This is a genomic window from Paenibacillus sp. PK3_47, from assembly GCF_023520895.1.
Lineage (GTDB): Bacteria > Bacillota > Bacilli > Paenibacillales > Paenibacillaceae > Paenibacillus_AQ.
This window is the reverse complement of record NZ_CP026029.1, coordinates 2,142,927-2,164,463: the sequence shown is the minus strand read 5'-3', so window position 1 is coordinate 2,164,463 and position 21,537 is coordinate 2,142,927. Positions and strand designations below refer to the sequence as shown.

The window sequence follows — 21,537 nt, the reverse complement described above, 5'->3', positions numbered from 1 at the left end:
TGCGCGGGTGCGCATACCTGACCTTCCGCTCTGTCCTTTGTACCTGAGAGTTACCCTGCCCACTGATCCCGGCAGGTTTCCCCGTTGGTGACCGGTGCGCTGCAGCTGCAGCGTACGGGTGCTCTCCAGAGATGCGTCCGGCAAAGGTCCTTTTGCCTGAGAGATTCACCCGCGGGCTTACTCCTTCGGCGCTGTCCTCCAAGAGACAGTCTCTCCCTATGCCTTCATTCGCGTTCGTATGTTTTTGCTGTCTCCATTAAAACGGGTATACGTGTCACTGTCAACACAAAAAGTGCCAAAAAGCCGGTGAATTTAAATTTCTTGTCAGTTATATTGACATTGCGCCAGTGGATAACTTAGGCTATAACTAAATTTATATCACTCCAAATTGGGAAAAGAGGCGGCTGGAAATGAGTGAGGTGCTGGACAATCTGCACTACAGCGAAGAGCATGAATGGGCACAGCAGAGCGAAGGACGTACAGTACGTGTAGGTATTACGGATCATGCGCAGCATTTGCTGGGGGACATTGTGTTTGTCGAGTTCCCGGAAGTAGGCTCGGCCATTTCGGCAGGCGACAGCGTAGGCAGTATTGAATCGGTCAAGACAGTCTCTGAATTATATTCACCCGTGTCAGGAAAGGTTACAAAAATAAACGAGGCCCTGGAAGCCAGCCCGGAACTGATTAACGATGAGCCGTACGGCGGAGGATGGATTTTTGAGCTGGAGATTGACGGGGAATTTGCAGCTGCAGTATCGGGCTTGCTTGACGCTGCCGCCTACCGCGGGCTGGTAGGGGAATAACCCGGGTTATTGTGGATAATTGAAGGGCTGGGGAGAATAGGACTTTTGAGGCTGACCGGAAGTCCTGTTTCGTGTGGGTTTTTGAGCTGTGAAAAAGAGGGCTTCCGCTGCTGTCCGCATCTGAAGCCCTTTGGTTTAAGTTGGTTTAAGTATGGATTGGCGGGGAAAAGGCTGATTGAATGAAAATATGGTATTAGGGAAAGGGGCGGAGAGGAGGTCTGGAACAGTAGGAGTGAAAGCATCCACCTGAAAGTCACACCATCCCTAAAGAGAAAAACCCCTTGGTTCAATCGTTCAATCTATATAGCTGGAAATTCTCCTGCTAATTGCATGGTTTATGACGATTTAATAGCTTTAGATGGAATTTCTCCACCTATTTCTGTTCGATATCCGCTTTGGTGATGAAAACAGTAACTTTAGATGGAGATTTTCCAACTAAATCCTGGCGTTAGGCGTTTGGGATCAAATTAGATGGAGAAATTCCACTTAGGTTGGACAGTTCGTCCGGGAGTTCTTGGGCACCATTAGAGTCTCTTGGAATCTTTCGGAATCCCTCGGAATCTCCCGGAGTCACTCGGAATCCCTTGTTTACGGCGCTTCTTCATCCTGCAGCTGCCGCAGCACGATCAGTTCAACACGGCGGTTCTTTTGCTTGCCCTCATTGGTCGTATTGTCAGCGGCAGGGCGGGTATCGGCATAACCGGCATATTGAAAGTTATCCGGATCAAGCCCCTCGCTGTCGATGAAGAAGCGCAGAATGGACAGCGCCCGGGCACCTGACAGCTCCCAGTTGTCGTTGTAGCGGGACCCCGCTGACACAGGCGTGTTGTCCGTATGTCCTTCGATGCTGATCGTGGCGCCAATTCCGCTGAATAGCCCTGAAAGCTGGCGCAGTGCAGGATAGGCAGGTGCTTTCAGCTCCGCCCGGCCGGCATCGAACAGAAACTGGTCGCTCAGGGTAATCGCAATCCCCTGCGGCTTGTCCGCCACAAAAATCTCATCCCCCAGATTGTTATCCGCGACATACCGGGTGATTACATCCATTAGAGCGGCCAGCTTTGCCTCCTGTTCCCGGAAAGCCAGCTCCCGTGCCGAAGGAGGCTGTTCTTCATCCGCTGCCGGTGCCCCAGAACCGCTGTCCGGACCGCCGCCAGTATTGTTTCCTTCCGCATTGTCTGAATTGCTGTCTCCGCTGCTGCTGTTCTGTCCACTCTGGCCATTTTGACCGGTTCCGGCATTGCCGCCGCCCTCTCCGCCTTGCCCGCCATCCAATATTCCGCTGCCTCCGTCAATTACAGGGTTACCATTGGTGAAGGTCTGTGACAGGGAATCGGTAACTATCTTGTATTTCTGGGCATCCAGGCTGCTCATGGCATACAATACAACGAAAAAAATGAGCAAAAGGGTAATGAGATCCGCGTATGTGATCATCCACCGGTCATGGCTCTCCCGCTCTCCGGTACGCTGCTTGCGCCGCTCCCGCTGTCTCATAACATGCCTCTGTCCTGACTGCTTCCGCGACTTGCTGAAGAGTCTGTCAGAAACGAGCTCAGCTTTTTGCGCACCAGATGCGGGGCGTCCCCGTTCTGAAGCGAGAGAATGCCGACCATCTGCATTTCCATGCCGGCCAGCTCACTTTGGCTGCGGGATTTGATTTTGGATGCCAAGGGTAAAAATATTAGATTAGCGCTGGCTACGCCGTAAAGTGTCGCTGTGAAGGCTACTGCGATTGAAGCTCCCAGATTGGAGGGATCGGTAAGGCTGCCAAGCACCTGTATGAGTCCCATAACTGTACCGATAATTCCCATGGTTGGCGCGTAGCCGCCGGCAGCCTCAAAAATCTTGGCATAGCTGTTATGCTTAAGCTCCCTGGCATCCATATCCAGTTCCAGAATCTGGCGGACCTCCTCGGGATCAATACCGTCGACAATCAGGAGCAGCCCTTCACGGGTAAAACGATCGGGATGCTCTTCCGCCCGTTTCTCCAGGGCCAGCACACCGCCGCGCCGAGTAACGGCAGCCATGGAGATGAATTCTTCGGCATTTGCTTCCCTTGTGTCCGCTTTAGCGCCGAAGGCAAACCGCAGGGCTGCCGGCACCTGGAGCAGCTTGGAAGCCGGAAAGCTGATGAGAACAGCGGCAAAGGTGCCGCCAAATACGATTAAAGCAGCGTTCGGCTGCAGCAGGCCGGAGAGGCTGCCGCCTTCCAGGGAAAAGCCGCCGATCAGTGCGGCCAGTCCGGCCAGGAGGCCGATAATCGAGGTGATATCCATGTGCTCAGTCTCCTTAAATTTCGCTGGATTATGGTTTGCATCAATGTAGGCAACACTGTATAATAAACGGGAACACGTATTCTTATATCCTATATTTTGCAGCATCGTATGAAGACAGAACAATTAGGGTTACACTTACAATATATTAATATATTCTAGACGATAGAGGGGAGACGGGCAAATGAGTGATATTGTCGTCAGTACGAAGACTTTTAAACTGGAGTCCGAGTATACACCCCAGGGCGATCAGCCTCATGCCATAGAGGAATTAGTGGACGGCATCCGGCAGGGCAAGAAGCACCAGACGCTGCTGGGAGCGACAGGTACAGGCAAGACTTTTACCATCGCGCAAATGATTTCCAAGCTGAACCGCCCCACGCTGGTTATTGCGCACAACAAGACTCTGGCTGCGCAGCTGGCGAGTGAGTTCAAGGAGTTTTTCCCGAGCAATTCGGTCGATTATTTCGTCAGTTACTACGATTACTACCAGCCAGAAGCTTACATTCCCTCCTCCGACACCTACATCGAGAAAGATTCCAGCGTTAATGAAGAGATCGATAAGCTGCGCCACTCTGCGACCAGTTCTTTGTTCGAACGGCGCGACGTAATCATTGTAGCCAGTGTATCCTGTATTTACGGCCTCGGTTCGCCGAAGGAATACGGGAGTCTTCTGCTGTCGCTGCGGGTAGGCATGGAAAAGCCGCGCAACCAGATTCTAAGCCGGCTTGTGGATATCCAGTATCAGCGTAATGATATGAACTTCGTGCGCGGGACGTTCCGTGTGCGGGGCGATGTAATAGAGATTTTCCCGGCTTCCCAGGGTGAGCATGCTATCCGTGTGGAGCTGTTCGGGGATGAGATAGAACGGATTACAGAAATCGATGTCCTGACCGGTGAGCTGATCGGTGAGCGCGATCATGTTGCGATTTTCCCGGCATCCCACTTTGTCACCCAGGAAGAGACGATGCGGGTGGCTCTGATCAACATTGAGCGTGAGCTGGAAGAACGTCTTGCGGTTCTGCGTGACGCGGGCAAGCTGCTGGAAGCACAGCGGCTGGAGCAGCGTACGCGTTATGATATCGAGATGATGAAGGAGGTCGGCTTCTGCTCCGGGATTGAGAACTATTCCGGGCCGCTGACTTTCCGTGAACCGGGGGCAACCCCGTATACACTGCTGGATTACTTTCCGGATGACATGCTGATTGTTGTTGACGAATCACATGTAACGATTCCGCAGATCAGAGCCATGTATAATGGTGACCGTGCGCGTAAGACGGTTCTCGTGGAGCATGGATTCCGCCTGCCGTCAGCGCTGGATAACCGGCCGCTGCAGTTCGAGGAATTCGAGGATAAGGTGAACCAGATCGTCTATGTCTCTGCTACCCCGGGACCTTACGAGATGGAGCACTGCGACACCATGGTGCAGCAGATCATCCGTCCTACGGGTCTTCTGGACCCGATTATTGAAGTGCGTAAGACCGAAGGCCAGATTGACGATCTGATCAGTGAAATCCGTGACCGGGTAGAGCGCGATGAACGTGTGCTTGTCACGACACTAACCAAGAAGATGTCCGAGGACCTGACCGATTATTTCAAGGAAATCGGCATCAAGGTCCGTTACATGCACTCCGACATCAAGACACTGGAGCGGATGGCGATTCTCAGGGATCTCCGTCTCGGTACGTTCCATGTCCTCGTGGGTATTAACTTATTAAGAGAAGGCCTCGACCTGCCGGAGGTATCGCTGGTAGCGATACTGGACGCCGACAAGGAAGGTTTCCTCCGTTCCGAACGTTCACTCATCCAGACCATCGGCCGTGCAGCCCGTAACTCCGGCGGACGTGTCATTATGTACGGTGACAAAATCACGGATTCCATGGAGAAGGCGATAAGTGAAACCAAGCGCCGCCGTGAGATCCAGATTGCTTACAATGAGAAACATGGCATTACACCTACGACAATCAACAAGAAAGTGCGCGAGATCATCGAGGCAACCAAGGTTGCCGAATCCAAAGCCGATTATCTGACCGGTGTGGAGGGCAAGATGAGCAAGAAAGACAAGCAAAGCCTGATGCAGCGTCTGGAGGCCGAGATGAAGGATGCAGCCAAGAACCTGCAGTTCGAGCGTGCCGCCGAGCTGCGTGACGCCTTGCTTGAGCTCCGGGCCGATTAACCGGCCGGAAGGCGACACTTTCGTTAAGATCCTAACGGAACGGCGCTGTCTTAGGCCGTTCTTTTTTAAATAGTCACCTGCGCATCCCAACGGGCCAGCTCCGCAGTACGCCCTTGGCGCATCCCGAAGGGACAGCCGGTTTTCGCACTTGAGCACTTGCGTATCCCGAAGGGACAGCCGGTTTTTGCACTTCAGCACTTGGCGAATCCCGAAGGGACAGCTGGTTTTCGCACTTGAGCACTTGGCGAATCCCGAAGGGACAGCCCCCCGGAGCGCCGTATTCCAGCGTTCCCGCAGGGAGTAAGCGCTCCTTACACATTGTAACTAAGTCCGGCCTCACCCACTCCTTCGCCACCCTTGCGGGTGTCCAGAGGGCGCAGCCCTTGGGGCCCTCCCTTGGAAGGGAGGGTTTGGGAGGGATCGAAAAAGTTTTTAAAAATCTTTCTCTTTTCAAATGGAGGTTTTACCGTTGGCGAACGAAAGTATAATTATCAAAGGCGCGCGAGCGCATAATCTCAAGAACATCGACGTAACGATTCCGCGGGACCGCTTCGTCGTGCTGACGGGACTTAGCGGCTCCGGCAAATCATCCCTGGCGTTTGACACGATCTATGCAGAAGGACAGCGACGTTATGTTGAATCCCTCTCAGCGTATGCCCGCCAGTTCCTGGGCCAGATGGAGAAGCCGGATGTTGATTCCATCGACGGTTTGTCGCCGGCCATTTCAATTGATCAGAAGACGACCAGCCGCAACCCGCGTTCAACTGTAGGAACGGTAACTGAAATATATGACTATTTGCGGCTGCTGTTTGCCCGGATCGGCCATCCGCATTGTCCGGATCACGGAATCGAGATCACGTCCCAGACCGTTGAGCAGATGGTGGACCGGATTATGCAGTATCCCGAGAAGACCCGTCTGCAGATTTTAGCACCGGTCATTTCCGGCCGCAAAGGTGAGCACAAAGGTCTTTTCAGCGACATTTCCAAACAGGGATTTGTGCGCGTCCGGGTGGACGGCGAGCTGCGTGAGGTTACTGAGGACATTCAGCTGGAGAAGAACAAGAAGCATACGATCGAGGTTGTCGTAGACCGTATTGTCATCAAGGATGATGTGCAGACCCGTCTGACGGATTCCCTGGAAACTGCACTGAAGCTTTCCGGCGGACAGATTCTGGTGGATATTATCGGGCAGGAAGAGCTGCTGTTCAGCTCGAGCTTTGCTTGTCCGGTGTGCGGCTTCAGTATTGAAGAGCTTGCCCCGCGGATGTTCTCCTTCAACAGCCCCTTCGGGGCTTGCCCGGAATGCGATGGACTGGGGATGAACATGGTAGTCGATCCCGAGCTGTTGATTCCTGATCCGGAGAAGTCCGTGGAAGAAGGAGCATTCCTGGCGTGGACAGGCAGTACTTCGAATTATTATCCGCAGTTCCTGAAGTCGGTCTGTGAACACTTCAAGATCCCACAGAATGTACCTGTAAGCAGCCTGAGTCCTGATCAGATGAACAAGCTGCTGTACGGGACAGGCAGTGAGAAGATCCGCTTCAAATATGAAAATGACTTCGGCCAGAGAAAAGATGCCATGGTTGCCTTCGAAGGGATTATTCCCAATCTGGAGCGCCGTTACCGTGATACCGCTTCGGAAGGCATCCGTGAATTCATCGAAGGCTTCATGAGTGCGAAGCCTTGTCATGAGTGCAAGGGCAAACGCCTGAAGAGAGAAATTCTGGCGGTTACAATCAATGAACGGAATGTTGCTGATGTAACGGATCTTTCGATTGGCGACTGCCAGCAGTTTTTTGAGAATATCGAGTTGAGCGAGAAGGAACAGGCGATTGCCCACCTGATTCTGAAAGAGATCAGCAGCCGGCTTGGCTTCCTGGTCAACGTAGGCCTGAATTACTTGACGCTCAGTCGTGCAGCAGGATCGCTCTCAGGCGGTGAAGCGCAGCGGATCAGGCTGGCGACACAGATCGGCTCCAGTCTGATGGGTGTGCTGTATATCCTGGATGAGCCGAGTATCGGACTGCATCAGCGGGATAATGACCGCCTGATTGCTACATTGGCGCATATGCGTGATCTGGGCAACACACTTATCGTTGTTGAGCATGACGAGGATACGATGATGGCGTCGGATTATATTATTGATATTGGACCGGGTGCAGGTATTCACGGCGGCCAGGTCATTGCCCAAGGCACGCCGGAGGAGATCATGAAGGATCCGAACTCCTTGACCGGTGAATATTTGAGCGGACGCAAGTTTATTCCGGTGACGGGCAAACGGCGTGCCACGGATGACCGCTGGATTGAAATCCGCGGAGCCAAAGAAAACAACCTGAAGAACGTGAATGTGAAGATTCCGCTCGGCGTCTTTACAGCAGTGACAGGGGTATCCGGCTCCGGCAAGTCGTCACTGGTTAACGAAATTCTGTACAAGAGTCTGGCCCGGCAGCTGAACAGGGCTGTGAAGGTCCGCCCGGGTCTGCACAAGGAAATCCGCGGATTGGAGAATCTGGATAAGGTCATCGAGATTGACCAGTCGCCGATTGGACGCACCCCGCGTTCCAATCCGGCTACGTATACCGGTGTATTCGATGATATCCGTGACTTGTTCTCCAAGACCAATGAAGCCAAGGTCCGCGGATTCCAGAAAGGCCGGTTCAGCTTTAACGTCAAAGGCGGACGCTGCGAGGCCTGCCGCGGGGACGGAATCATCAAGATTGAGATGCACTTCCTGCCCGATGTGTATGTACCTTGCGAAGTATGTAAGGGCAAACGCTATAACCGGGAGACACTTGAAGTTAAATATAAAGGCAAGAGTATTGCCGATGTGCTGGAGATGACGGTAGAGGATGCAACCGAGTTCTTCAAGAACATTCCCAAGATTCATCGCAAGATGCAGACGCTGCTTGATGTCGGCTTAGGCTATATTAATATCGGCCAGCCGGGAACGACGCTATCCGGCGGTGAAGCACAGCGCGTGAAGCTGGCTTCGGAGCTGTACCGCCGCAGTACCGGCAAGACGCTGTATATTCTGGATGAGCCGACTACAGGGCTGCATGTCGATGATATCGGCCGCCTGCTTGAGGTGCTGCACCGCCTGGTGGATTCCGGAGAATCGGTACTGGTCATTGAGCATAACCTCGACGTAATCAAAACCGCTGACTATCTCATTGATATGGGACCGGAAGGCGGAAGCGGCGGCGGAACTGTGCTGGCTACAGGAACACCGGAGAAGCTGATTACTGTTGAGGAATCGTATACCGGCAGATATCTGAAGCCCATCCTGCTCCGGGATACGGAGCGGACGAAGGCTCTGGAGCTGCAGACGTCAGATACGGTGTAAAGAATTGATTTACCTGAAGAACGCTGCGAGCGGGTATCCGCCTGCGGCGTTCTTTTTTGTTGTGGCTTTAGCCTGTGGAGTGGGTGAAGTGCGCGATCGCGCGAAACCAAAACCAACCAAAACCAAAACCGGCAGAGACCAAAAACACCCGCTGTTCGGGTGAAGGGAACGAGGGCTTGACGTTAAAAACCTTCCGACAAAAGTGGGAGGCCTAATATACTCGGTTTTTCGAGTACAATGAGCTCATTTCCGTTCACGGTGGCCCATTATACTCGATTTTTCGAGTACAATGAGCCCAACTCGCTTCATGGTGGCCCATTATCCTCGGTTTTTCGAGTACAATGAGCCTAACTCCCTGCGTGGTGATCCATTATACTCGGTTTTTCGAGTACAATGAGCCCAACTCGCTTCATGGTGGCCCATTATACTCGGTTTTTCGAGTACAATGAGCCCAACTCCCTGCGTGGTGATCCATTATACTCGGTTTTTCGAGTACAATGAGCCCAACTCGCTTCATGGTGATCCATTGTACTCGGTTTTTCGAGTACAATGAGCCCATTTCCGTTCACGGTGGCCCATTATACTCGGTTTTTCGAGTACATTGAGCTCATTTCCGTTCACGGTGGCCCATTATACTCGGTTTTTCGTGTACAATGGCTCACTTCCGTTCGCAGTGACTCCATGTACCCGTTTTTTCATGTACAATGTGCGTCTCCCTCCCCGGCATATATTAAAGCCCGAGATTCAAAAACAGGGTTTTGCGTTGAATGAATAACATACAGATCTGATTATGCCCGCATCAATTGCCCTTTGATAAACGAATGGAAAAATTGCAAGTCAATGAGAAATGTCATCACTTTTAGCCGAAAACCTGCCGAAAAGAATATTTATGATGTCATTTACATAATTTTAAAGAAATTTCTATTGCACCGCTTACATGGTAGCGATAACATAGAAGAAGATAATGGATTTGATGAACTTGCCTGACATCATCCTTTTGGAGGAGGTAATGCCATGCTGCTTGCCGAAGCCGCAGTGCAAGAAGCGTCCAAATTTAATACCTTTGATGTATTCATGATCTTGTTCACCATCCTGATCTTTGCGGGAGTGGTCCGGCTGCTTAGGGCACCGCAGAAGAACAAATTCGCCATAGCTTTTGGTGTGGTGAGTCTGCTTGTTTTTCTGGTTTCGGACTATGCTATGATTATGCACTGGTTAAGTTAAGCGGAACGCAGAGCTGTGTTGTGGTTCAGTAAAGGAATAACTGCAGAGGTAAGTCATCCATAAAGACTCCTTTAGCCGCCGCCAGGCGCTCATAAAGGCGTCTTTTTACAATTACATAGGACCCGAATCAGCGGCACAGCAAGTACAGAAACGGACCCGTTCTGCAGAAGGCGGAAGATCCGTTTTTATTTTAGCCTAAAAGGATCGCGTCACACATAGAATGAATTATAGTGTACAAGCTTGGCCGGAGACTCACGGAATAAACGGATAACGGCTGAAGAAATGGGGGGGGAAAGATGATCAAGAAGAGCCTTGGGCTGCTGTTGTGCGGAATGCTGTTGTCCGGGGCAGGGGGAGATCCCCTTTTTGCGCAGGGGGCAGATATGCAACCGGGAGGGCGGATGGCCTCAAATGTGTACAGCGTGGCAGCGGCAGCAGATCTCGTACCTAAAGTGGTAAAAGATGTCTCTCCATCGGTAGTGGGCATCATCGGCAAGTACAGCGGAGAACGGAGCAGCGGACCGGATGACCGGTACAACCTGACGCACGGATCCGGCTTTGTCGTCAAGGCAAACGGCTGGATTGTCACCAATGCGCATGTGCTGGAGGGGCTGCAGAATGCTGTAGCAGTGACCTCAGACGGTAAGTCTTACCGGATCACCGATACTTATGTAGATGCATTCAGCGACCTGGCGCTGGTCAAAATCAATGCCAAAGGGCTGAAGCCGGTGAAGTTCGCCAAGTCGGGTGCCGATATTCAGGTGGGGGAAAAGGTGATCGCGATCGGGACGCCGATCTCTTTCTCGCTGCGTAACTCAGCTACAGTGGGCGTGGTCAGCGGACTTAACCGCAGTGTGGATGCAGCCTACCGGCTGATCCAGAGCGATACGGCGATCAATCCCGGCAACAGCGGCGGGCCGCTTGTCAATATGAAAGGTGAAGTGCTGGGGGTGAACAGCCTCAAATTCGCCGCCGTAGATGTGGAGAATATGGGCTTTTCCATTCCGGCAGATACCGTCCAGTACATAATGAATCAGCTTTTAAAATATGGTGAAGTGAAACGGCCAAGCCTTGGCCTGGAGCTGGAGGAGAGCTGGTCCGCAATTGTCGGACTGCCTGCACAGGACCCTTTAACCGTCACCAAAGTAATTTCGGCAGAAGCGCGCAAAGCGGGAATCCTTGAGGGGGATGTGCTGTATTCGATCAATGGCCGCCGGGTCACCTCGCTTGTCGATATCAATGAGCTGTTCCTCAGCTACACCCCGGGTAAAACAGTGCAGCTGCTTATGCAGAGCGACGGGGATATCGTGTCCCGCAAGCTGGTGCTTGGACAAGGTGATCCTCTAATGGATATGGAAGACGATGAAGCGGGAGGTGGCGCAGATGAGCAGGCAGAATAACGCGTTGCCAGAGGCGGTGGAAACTGCTGAACGGATGAGTACACTTTTCAAGGGAATCTGTGTCATTCTGCCTCTTTTGCTGCTCTTAACAATTCTTCCGGTTCAAAAGGTTAATGCGGCATCCGGACGCCCGCTAGAGCTGACCCTAAAGGTCGGCAGCACCGCAGCAAAGGTAAATGGCAAGAACATTACGATTCAGCAGCCTTTTATTAAAAATGGAACGGTTATGGTACCGCTTGGCGTGTTCAAAAAGGCCTTCGGCAGCACGGTGACCCTGGAGCAAAACGATGTAGTCAAAGTGATGTACGGTCCGCATACCGGGGCGATGGTCATCGGCAGCACCACAGCGTGGAAAGACGGCAGTAAAATGGTGCTAACCGCACCGCCGCAAATGGTTTCCGGAGTGCTGATGGTGCCGCTGCGTTTTGTGGCTGGGGTGCTGGGAGCGCGGATCACTCCCGGTGATGGAGGCGGGCTGGTAATTTCGCTTGTCCCTCCGGAGAATGAGGAAGAGATAGCAGAAAGCAGCATCGACAGTAATGTAGGCAAAACCCGGATCGGCAACAGCTATTATCAGTGGAGCCTGAATTATCCGTCGGGACTGGTCGTGGGTGACAGCGGCGGGAATGAGGCCATTGCCACTTTTGTAAATACGGAAAATTTATATTATCTCGAAATCCATGCTTCACCGCAGCAATCACCTGTGGATCCGGAAGAGCTGCTTGACGGGCTTGTCCGTGCGGCACAGGAAGGCGAGGAGACGATACTGGACCGGACGGTGCATCCTGAGGCCAAGGTTCCCTATGCACGCATTGTCAGTAAGGATTCCGGAGGTGCTCTATGGGAAGGGCGGCAGTATTATGCGGACGGAAGGTTGTATGAGCTGTATCTGACCGATGACAGCGCGGCTAACTACAAGGATCTCGATAAGTATGCTTCACTGCTGAATTCGTTCCAGCCTGTTTTCGACCCTGCCGACACGAGCATCCGTGATCTCTCCACTGTAAAGAATGGGCTGCGTGAAGGCTATAATGAGGATTATGGCATTGCGCTGCACGTTCCTGCGGACTGGCGGATGGATGACCAGCATTTATTGTATGAGAGCGGAAAAGGCAGCCATCTATTGGCTAAAGTAACCTCGGCACCATCGGGATCCACGCTAAAAAGCTGGGAAGAGGAGCTGGAAGCAAGAATCCGTGACAGCTATGTGAGTGATGCCTATACCATCCGGGACAGCGTTACTGCAGAAATTTCCGGTGAACCGGCATTGGTAAAAGAAATACAGCTTGGTACAGGCGATGACAAAAGTACGGAATACCAGGTTTTATTGCTGAAAAACGGCTACCGCTATTATGTGGAGTATGTGGCAGCGGCTGGCCAGGCGAAGGATAAGGAGAAATTCAAGGAGATTTTGGCCTCTATCGACATTGATTTTGCAGCGATCAGCCAAAACTTCGGCAGACTGGAGAGTGATGACTATACGGCACTGCGCTCCAAGACCGTTACCAAAAGCTCAAAAACCTACGGATACAGTATCAAAATCCCGCGGCTGTGGACAGCCTATCAGGATCTTTTTGAAATGCAGAATGTGGATTACCGCTTTACCGGCGGGCGGCTGCAGATCAATGTGAACCCGGAAGGTTCGGTGGAATATACGGCAGGCACGCTCCAAAGCTACTATCAAAACAGCAAAAAAGATCCTGACGGCCCGTTAATCGAGTCGGTTGAAGAGTCAGTTTTTGCCGGCGTTCCGGCCACGGTTCTCACCGTTCATCAGAACAAGGGTGGGGTTCCAGCCCGCACGCAAATCATTGTTTTCAGTAAAAATGATCTCGTATTCACAGTGACTGTCACGCTGAACGATATTAATGCTACTGCAGCGCAGCAGGCGTTGATTGAAAAGACGCTTCAGTCGTTTCGGTTAATGAATAAAGGAGAATGATAATAGGGGGATTTAAAGAACAAATAACGTCCTTGGCCACTGATGGCTTAGGACGTTATTTGCTCTTTATCAGAATGTGATAGAACAGATGTGTGATCAAAGTAATCAACCGCAGGTACTTCTACACTCATCCTTCTAATAGACAAAATTAAGAGAAACGTCTTTAAGAAGAGGGGCCTTCTCATCTTTGGCAGAGAGTATGGGGATAACATCTATTGGCCATTCAATACCGATGTCAGGATCGTTCCACAAAATCCCACCGTCACATTCCGGTGCGTATAGCTCATCGCATTTGTATTGGACTTCTACATCTTCAGTCAGCGTCATAAAACCATGGGCGAAGCCCTTAGGAATGAGTAATTGTTTCTTATTTTCGGCCGTTAGTTCAATACCGAACCATTTACCGTAATAAGGACTGCCTTGACGAATATCTACCGCCACATCATAAATGGAGCCGCGAGTGCATCGTACAAGCTTAGTCTGAGCTTTTGGATTCAATTGGAAGTGAAGTCCGCGCAGGGTACCCTTAACGGCTGAATAGGATTGGTTATCCTGAACGAAATGGTAGCCAATATTTTGTTCCTTAAACTTTGCTACGCTGTAGGTTTCCATGAACCAGCCGCGATTGTCTCCAAAGACTGCGGGCTCAATTACAAAGACGCCTTCCAGATTGGTTTTGGTAAAATTCATCTTTCTCACTCTTTCATCTTTTTAAAATTGGATTTTGCCGGTAGCTACCTTAATAAGGTATTGTCCGTAACCTGTTTTACTCAGTTTATGTCCGCATTCAAGCAGATGTTCCTTTGTAATCCAGCCATTAATAAAAGCAATTTCTTCAGGGGCTGAGATTTTAACGCCTTGATGATCTTCAATTGTTCTTACAAAGTTGGTGGCGTCGACTAGACTTTGATGAGTCCCGGTATCCAACCATGTGAAACCGCGGCCGAGCAGGGCAACATCAAGCTCCCCCATCTTCAGATATGCTTCGTTAATTGAAGTGATTTCCAGTTCGCCTCGGTGGGACGGATTAACTTCCTTAGCTAAAGAAACTACCCGATTATCATAAAAATAAAGACCAGTAATCGCATAATTGGATTTAGGATGCTCGGGCTTTTCTTCGACGCTAAGAACTTTGCCATCTTCATCAAATTCCACAACACCAAACCGTTCGGGATCAGGCACATGGTACCCAAAAACAGTAGCGCCACTTTCTTTACCTGCAGCTTGTTTTAAGATTTTGGTCATTCCATTTCCGTAATAAATATTGTCGCCAAGAATCATAGCCACGGAATCATCGCCGATGAATGATTCACCTAAAATAAAAGCCTGTGCCAGTCCGTCAGGGCTTGGCTGCACAATATATTGCAGCGATATTCCGAATTGTGAGCCGTCGCCAAGTAAATTTTCAAAGCGTGGTGTATCCTCGACAGTAGAAATTATTAATATCTCTTTAATGCCTGCCAGCATCAGCGTGGACAGAGGATAATAAATCATAGGTTTGTCATAGACCGGCAGTAATTGTTTGCTAGTCACCATTGTGAGAGGATAAAGGCGTGTACCGCTTCCTCCCGCAAGAATTATGCCCTTCATAACCGCATTCAACTCTCCTTGCTGTACGTAAATTTTGGAAATGGTGTGATCTTTTGCGATTTCGTGCTTTCAATTCATATTTTACGCTGTATCTTCTTGATTTGTCTATCAGGGCAAAAACACCTGTTCATATTATATTGTCTTAGAGTTGATAGTAACATCCAAGTGTTTCTATTTTGCTGGTAGATGCCTGTGATATTTGATACAATTAACAGGTTAAAGATACGATAGATATCCGCCTCATGGCGGTTTAGGAGGATATAAATGAACGAGCAAGGAATACTCAGAGAAGACGTGGAGCTGCTGGCTCCGGCCGGTGACTGGGAGTGCATGCGTGCAGCGGTGGCGAACGGGGCGGACGCGGTCTTTTTTGGCGTAGAGAAGTTTAATGCGCGGGCGAGAGCGAATAATTTCCGGATGGACGAGCTGGCGGAGATTATGGCCTTCCTGCACAGCTATGGTGTGAAGGGTTTTCTGACCTTTAATATACTGGTGTTCGAGAACGAATTGGCAGATGCCAAGGAACTGATTGATGCGTGCGTGGATGCAGGTGTAGACGCGGTGATTGTACAGGATCTGGGTCTGGTCAAAATGATCCGCGAAATCTCTCCTGACTTTCCGATTCACGGTTCCACACAAATGACGATTACTTCACCGGAGGCGGTGGAGTTTACAAAGCCTTGGGGGCTGGAGCGCGTAGTGCTGGGACGCGAGAACAACCTGAAGCAGATCAAGACCATTGGAGAACAGGCCCGCCTGCCGATGGAAGTATTCGTGCATGGTGCGTTGTGCGTATCTTACTCAGGTCAATGTCTGACTTCGGAAATGTGGGGCGGACGTTCCGCCAACCGCGGGGAATGTGCGCAGGCCTGCCGCCTGCCGTATGACCTGATGGTCGATGGGGAAGTGAAGCCGATGGGCGATGTCACTTATCTGCTGTCCCCTAAGGATCTGGCGGCAATTGATCTGATGCCTGAGCTGATTGAAGCGGGCGTAACATCCTTCAAAATTGAAGGCCGGCTCAAGAGTCCGGAGTATGTAGCGAATGTGGTTAGCAAGTATCGGAAGGCGATTGACCGGTATTTTGACGGTAATTGGTCGCCTACTTCGAAAGAGGATATCCGCGAGCTGCAGCAGAGCTTCTCCAGAGGATTCACGCACGGCTTCCTGGAAGGCACGAATAACAAAAAGCTGGTCGACGGCACATTCCCTAAAAGCCGCGGCGTGTATATGGGTACAGTAGAGCAGATCCTGCGCGATGGCGTAGTTTGCCGTATTCATGCACCGCTCAAACGTGGGGACGGCATCGTATTTGACGCCGGTGATCCGACCAAAAAGGAAGAGGGCGGACGCGTCTATGATCTGCGCCGCAAAGGCGTGAAGCTGGAAGGCGAAGCCGGAGAAGGCTGGATCGTGGACATCATACCGGGCCGTAATGATGTTGACCTGCGCCGCCTGCATGTCGGCGACCGCATCTGGAAGACGAATGACCCGGCGCTCGACAAGGCGCTGCGCCAGAGCTATGAAACCGAGAAGCCGTACCGCGTCTTCCCGGTTCAGGTGAAGGTGGAAGGCCGCGTCGGCGAGCAGCTGGCCACCTGGTGGACGGACGTTCAGAAGAACGTTACCGTCCGTGTGGATTCGGAGCTGCTGCTGGAAGCGGCGCAGAAGCGCCCGATGGATGCGGCCCTGCTGGAAGAACAATTCGGCCGCCTGGGCGGAACCGTCTTCCAGCTTGAGGCCATGGAGTCGCAGCTGGAAGGCGACGTGATCGTGCCTATGCGCGAGCTGAACAGCATCCGCCGCCGCGCGGTGGAGCTGCTTGCGGGCGAGCGCCCGAAACCGCCCGTGTACGTGAAACGGGCGGTCGAGGTCTACGGCGACGCCGCCCGCAGGAGCGCCGCGGGTTCCCGCGGTGAGGCGGAGCTCACCGCGCTGTGCCGCAGCCTGCCGCAGGTGCAGGCTGCGCTCGAGGCCGGCGTGAAGAACATTTACGCCGACTTCGAGTTTATCAAGCAGTTCCCGGCAGCGGTTGAAGCTGTCCGGACTGCCGGGGCCAGCATCGCACTGGCCACACCGCGCATCCATATGCCGGGCGAGAACGGCTACCATGCCAACATTCTGCGCCTGCAGCCGGATGCCGTGCTGGTACGCAATACAGGCGCGCTGTATTACTACCTGAAGCGCCGGATGGAGCAGCCGGATGCTGTGCATCCGCGCCTGATCGGCGACTTCTCGCTGAACATCGCCAACCACAAGGCGGTGGATCTGTTCCTGGAAGCGGGGCTCGACAGAGTGACGCCTTCGTATGACCTGAACATCCAGCAGATGGTCGATCTCCTGGGCCGCAGCGACACTTCACGTATGGAAGTCGTAATTCATCAGCATCTGCCGATGTTCCATACCGAGCACTGCGTATACTGCACCTTCATGAGTGAAGGTACAGATTATACGAACTGCGGACGTCCTTGTGAAGACCACCGCGCTTCCCTGCAGGACCGGATCGGCATGTCCCATCCCGTCCGTGTCGATGAAGGCTGCCGCAATACGGTCTACAATGCAGTGGAGCAGTCCGGTGCAGAATACCTGAGCAACTTCCGTGATCTGGGAGTATCCTCGTTCCGCATCGAGTTCCTGGAAGAGACACAGGAGCAGGTGGCTGAGGTGATCAGCCTGTACAGCCGTGCCCTGCGCGGAGAAATCTCCGGGACACAGGTGTGGAAGAGCCTGAAGGCGACCAATCAGCTTGGGGTTACACGCGGGCAGCTGGTTAATGCGAAGTAGAACGATCGCATAGCCTCATCCTAATTTGGCTAACTTGCATCCTGACATGAGCTTTGCCCACTTTTGTTTTTAACAGGGTTCGCAGGACTAAGAAGATCTAACGATTTTCTCAGTCATGCGGCCCTTTTTTGTTACAGCAGCGATGCAGTTCTTCCCGTTTTATACAACACAACTGACAAGGGTCAGCCATAACTGCTATAATTAGAACAAATATGCCTTTTTTCATGAAATTGAATAGGAAAAGAAGATAGAAGGAGCTATGTCATGAAGATCCGTAAAGCGATTATTCCCGCGGCCGGGCTCGGTACCCGCTTTTTGCCCGCAACCAAAGCCATGCCTAAAGAGATGCTGCCGATTGTAGATAAGCCGACGATTCAATATATTGTCGAAGAAGCAGTAGCCTCCGGAATTGAAGATATTATCATCGTCACTGGTAAAGGCAAGCGCGCTATTGAAGACCATTTTGACAACTCGTTTGAACTGGAGTTTAACCTGGCCGAGAAACAGAAGTGGGAGCTGCTCGAGTCTGTACGCAAATCCTCCGAAATGGCCGACATCCATTATATCCGCCAGAAAGAACCGCGCGGCCTGGGTCATGCCATCTGGTGCGCCCGCAAATTTATCGGGGATGAGCCATTCGCCGTACTGCTGGGTGACGATATCGTTGAAGCGGACAAGCCGTGCCTCAAACAGATGATTGAGGTATATGAACAATATAAATCCTCCATTGTAGGAGTACAGCCTGTACCTTGGGAAGAAGTATCCCGCTACGGGCTAGTAGACGGCACTTCACTGGCAGACCGGGTGTACAAGGCTAACCGGCTGGTTGAGAAGCCAAAGCGCGAAGATGCTCCTTCCAACCTTGCTATCCTTGGCCGCTATATTCTAACTCCGCGTATCTTCGATATGCTTGGCGAGCAGCAGGTCGGAGTGGGCGGAGAAATCCAGCTTACGGATGCCATTGCACGTCTTAGTGAAGTGGAACGCATTATTGCCTATGATTTTGAAGGCAGACGTCATGATGTCGGTGAGAAAATGGGCTTTATTCAAACCACCATTCACTACGCACTTCAGCATGAAGAGTTGAAGGAAGGGCTGCTGGATTATCTGAAGGAGATTATCAGCAGCGAGGCGGAGAAGGCCGGGAAGTAAGGGGATAGACGGATTTATTGTCTTATCCAAGTTAATATTTTTGCAAAATAAAAAGGAACGGCCCACGTCACAGTGGGCCGTTCCTTTTTTGTTAAGCTATTGCAGCCCGAATGCACCTAGAACTGCGTATTTGCAATTTGCTCAATTTGTGCAGCTTCCGCAGGGTCTGCTGCAATCAGCTTGTCATACACGGCCTGATCCGTGGCGGTACCACTCTTCTGAAGGGCTGCCAGATACCAGCGGGCAATCTCGCGGTTGGTCGCATCTCTGTAATCTGCAGTCAGACCAGACTGTAAGGTAGAAGTTGCTGCCGGAAGTTGACCGGCCATGAGCTGGATTCTGCCGGCGTTAAGTGTAAGAGCCGCAGGTGCTGCTTGCAATTGTGCCTGCAAATCGACTGACACTTGACTATATGCCGCAAGACCGATGTTCAGATGAAGAGCTTTGCCCGTAGCATCTTGCGCGGCAAATGACTGCTGAGCCAGCTCATATGAGCGGCTAATCAGCGAATTGTACCAGTTCGTATCCCAGAGTATTGTACTGCCGATAATATCTGCGTAACTATCATTAAAGCCCAGCTTCAAAGCTGCTGCTGAGGCTTCGTTATCACCTGCAAGCTGCTGGAGCTTGCCTGCATTCAGGGCGATCGTTGGTGTCACTGAGAACGGGCGGCCTTGCAGCTGTTCAGGCGGCAGAGTCTTCAAGTGCTCAATCCCCTCAAGCACATGATTATAAGTTTCCAAGCCTTTAGTGAGGTGTTCCTGTTTTTTAGTATCATCATTTTGAATATTTGCTGCAGCTGCGAGCGCTTGAGCACGGCTGATGAGCGCTTCATACCAATCAATATCCCAATTGAATTTATAGGCATTGTCACTGTATACGGCGAAGGCAAGATCACTTTGGCCTTTTAGATCGTAGTAGCTTGCCAGTTGTTTCAGAAGTTCTTTATTGTAGGGCTCGTCCTCAAGCGCACGGGACACAACAGTGAACGATTCCTCCAAAAACTGATCGTCGTTCATTTGCTGGAATACCTGCTGGTCCATGGCAGAAAGATAGATAGCGGATTCCGGATGAAACGGGCGGTTCTTTAGCGCTTCGACGAGTGGTGCCTTGAGTTCCTCATAGGAACTGCTTACACCTCTAAGATTTTTGCCTTTAATAGCGGCATTGCTGGAGCTGATATAGCTTAACTGAATGAACAGCAGGAATACAGTACCTGCGGCTATTACCGCCAGATAACCGTATCTGAAAGCAGATTTATTCCATTTCATTTGCAGCGGCTTACTGTCCATAACCGCAACCATTCCGGCGAGACCGAGAAAGACAAGGATACCCATAAATGCGTAACTCAAGTTAAAGTCCAGCAAACTGTGTACAAGAATTGAAAGAGCGATGATCAGATAAAAGAATCCGTTATCGAACTCATCCTTCTCACGTTTGATGTAGCCCCGGATATATTTATAGAAGATATAACCAATAAAGCTCATAAATACTATGAATCCGAGAATACCAACTTCAATTAAATACTGCAGGAAGAAGTTGTGAGCCTGGCGGCTAGTGTAGGGATTGTTCTGGTATTGCTCATAAAGCGAAGCCCAGCCACCACCACCTGCACCAAGGATAGGGTGATCCTTAACCACCTTCAAAGCATCCTTATAGAATGTAAAACGCTCTAGAACACTGTGCTGCTGGAAGTTAATGTTCTCCAGGCGGGTTGCCATATTCGCAGGCAGAATGTTACGGACGCCTGTCCCAATCAATAGGAAAGCTACTATACCTACAAGCACAGTTGAACCAATTGGCAGCCAGAGACCCGAGAGTTTGAGGGATTCCCAGCTTCCGAGTTTTTCGTGAAGCCATGGGGCTACAAAACGCTGAATAACCCATCCGAGTCCGGCAACTACCAGTGACGCTCCCAGAAGGTAAGTCCAGCCCTTGATAGCAGCGGGAGAGGTGAATGCAGCATTTAATTCGATTCCCAAATTCGTCAGCGGGCTTGTAACTACAAGCGATGCGATACCCGAAACAGCCAGGTGAAGAATCCAAAGAATCTGCTGTGCAGGTTTCAGAAACAGGAGCAGCAGGATGAATACCACAGGCAGCATAACGAGCCCCCCGCGGGATAACGTCAGCAGCAGCGAGACGATGATCGGCACCAGCATAAATCCGTGAGTCAGCGTACCATACCACTTTTTGGAGCGAATAAGAGCAAATACTGCAACAAACAGAAAGGCCATCAGGAAGGCAGCATATGTATTTGCATACTGGAAAATAGAAGTCAGCCGCAGACCGTTGGAGTCGGTCATAACGGCATCCAAGTATATACCATCCCGTACGGTGTTCGAGAACCACCCTACCAAACTGCCGGCCAATCGCGAGCCACCTAGCCAATTAAGAAGTCCAAAGCCTACGATAAAGTAAGCAACAGCAAGCACTGCGTTTTGAATGACAACATTTAGTTGCTTTTGCTTCAAGAGATATAACGCTATAATGAATATTGCAACATACATACTCTGTATGAACAGCAGATTCATCGCCATATAATGCGAAGCGGCGACAAAGAGCGACAGTGCATAGGTTACAGGTAGCAACAGTGAAACGACCGCCAGCAGGTCACGCTGATCCTCCAGCTTGAATTTATTAAAGTACAGGCCTATCCATACCAGAAGCAGTAAACCGCTAAGCAATGCAGATACATAAATAGGTTTCTCAAAGTCTATCTGCTGTCCGTTAAATAGTCCCACCTGAAATGGGGTCCATACCAAAAATACAATTAAACCCACGACCAACGCCCATATGGGGGTGGGTATCTTTTCTACCTTTCTCGACTGAACAGCATTTTTCCCGTATACT

At 51.2% G+C, this 21,537-nt stretch carries 13 protein-coding genes and 1 riboswitch; of the genes, 8 read left to right on the top strand and 5 right to left on the bottom strand.

Annotated elements, in window-relative coordinates:
- Positions 1-134 precede the first annotated feature (134 nt).
- A riboswitch (glycine riboswitch) is annotated at positions 135-228 on the bottom strand.
- 182 nt (positions 229-410) lie between these two features.
- A complete protein-coding gene (gcvH, locus tag C2I18_RS09800) occupies positions 411-803 on the top strand; it encodes a glycine cleavage system protein GcvH (protein WP_249900999.1) in 393 nt (130 codons plus the stop codon).
- Positions 804-1,391: 588 nt separating this feature from the next.
- Here the strand turns inward: gcvH and C2I18_RS09795 are convergent.
- Positions 1,392-2,294 carry a flagellar motor protein MotB gene (locus C2I18_RS09795; RefSeq protein ID WP_249900998.1) on the bottom strand — a complete coding sequence of 301 codons (903 nt, stop codon included), beginning with the start codon at positions 2,292-2,294 and terminating at the stop codon, positions 1,392-1,394.
- Positions 2,291-3,076 (bottom strand): flagellar motor protein, encoded by a 786-nt coding sequence (locus C2I18_RS09790; protein ID WP_249900997.1) that lies wholly within the window; start codon positions 3,074-3,076, stop codon positions 2,291-2,293. The genes C2I18_RS09795 and C2I18_RS09790 overlap by 4 nt, the downstream gene beginning before the upstream one ends.
- Positions 3,077-3,257: 181 nt before the next feature.
- Here C2I18_RS09790 and uvrB point away from each other — a divergent pair, with 181 nt between their 5' ends.
- The 5 genes from uvrB (at position 3,258) to C2I18_RS09765 (ending at position 13,158) form a co-directional block, all read left to right on the top strand.
- Positions 3,258-5,249: an excinuclease ABC subunit UvrB gene (gene uvrB / locus C2I18_RS09785; RefSeq protein ID WP_249900996.1), complete on the top strand. Its 1,992-nt coding sequence runs from the start codon at positions 3,258-3,260 to the stop codon at positions 5,247-5,249.
- 469 nt (positions 5,250-5,718) lie between these two features.
- Positions 5,719-8,592 carry an excinuclease ABC subunit UvrA gene (gene uvrA / locus C2I18_RS09780; protein ID WP_249900995.1) on the top strand — a complete coding sequence of 958 codons (2,874 nt, stop codon included), beginning with the start codon at positions 5,719-5,721 and terminating at the stop codon, positions 8,590-8,592.
- A 1,014-nt stretch (positions 8,593-9,606) separates the two neighbouring features.
- The gene (locus tag C2I18_RS09775) at positions 9,607-9,816 is read left to right on the top strand and encodes a hypothetical protein (RefSeq protein ID WP_249900994.1); all 210 of its coding nucleotides are present in this window, start codon (positions 9,607-9,609) and stop codon (positions 9,814-9,816) included.
- A gap of 296 nt (positions 9,817-10,112) precedes the next feature.
- Entirely contained in the window at positions 10,113-11,216 is a 1,104-nt protein-coding gene (locus tag C2I18_RS09770; RefSeq protein WP_481857905.1) for a S1C family serine protease, read from the top strand.
- A complete protein-coding gene (locus C2I18_RS09765; RefSeq protein WP_249900993.1) occupies positions 11,200-13,158 on the top strand; it encodes a stalk domain-containing protein in 1,959 nt (652 codons plus the stop codon). The genes C2I18_RS09770 and C2I18_RS09765 overlap by 17 nt, the downstream gene beginning before the upstream one ends.
- 135 nt (positions 13,159-13,293) lie before the next feature.
- Here C2I18_RS09765 and rfbC read toward each other — a convergent pair whose 3' ends face one another.
- Together rfbC and rfbA are read right to left on the bottom strand one after the other, a co-directional pair.
- Entirely contained in the window at positions 13,294-13,848 is a 555-nt protein-coding gene (rfbC, locus tag C2I18_RS09760) for a dTDP-4-dehydrorhamnose 3,5-epimerase (protein ID WP_249900992.1), read from the bottom strand.
- Positions 13,849-13,869: 21 nt separating this feature from the next.
- Positions 13,870-14,748: a glucose-1-phosphate thymidylyltransferase RfbA gene (gene rfbA, locus C2I18_RS09755; protein WP_249900991.1), complete on the bottom strand. Its 879-nt coding sequence runs from the start codon at positions 14,746-14,748 to the stop codon at positions 13,870-13,872.
- A gap of 264 nt (positions 14,749-15,012) precedes the next feature.
- On the opposite strand from rfbA, the gene C2I18_RS09750 reads away from it, so the two are divergent.
- Positions 15,013-17,532, top strand: coding sequence for a U32 family peptidase (locus tag C2I18_RS09750; protein WP_249900990.1), 2,520 nt, complete (start codon positions 15,013-15,015; stop codon positions 17,530-17,532).
- Positions 17,533-17,796: 264 nt separating this feature from the next.
- Positions 17,797-18,684, top strand: coding sequence for a UTP--glucose-1-phosphate uridylyltransferase GalU (gene galU, locus C2I18_RS09745; protein WP_249900989.1), 888 nt, complete (start codon positions 17,797-17,799; stop codon positions 18,682-18,684).
- A gap of 116 nt (positions 18,685-18,800) precedes the next feature.
- On the opposite strand, the gene C2I18_RS09740 is transcribed toward galU, so the two are convergent.
- Positions 18,801-21,371, bottom strand: a complete 2,571-nt coding sequence (locus C2I18_RS09740; protein WP_249900988.1) for an O-antigen ligase family protein — start codon at positions 21,369-21,371, stop codon at positions 18,801-18,803.
- Positions 21,372-21,537: the final 166 nt, after the last annotated feature.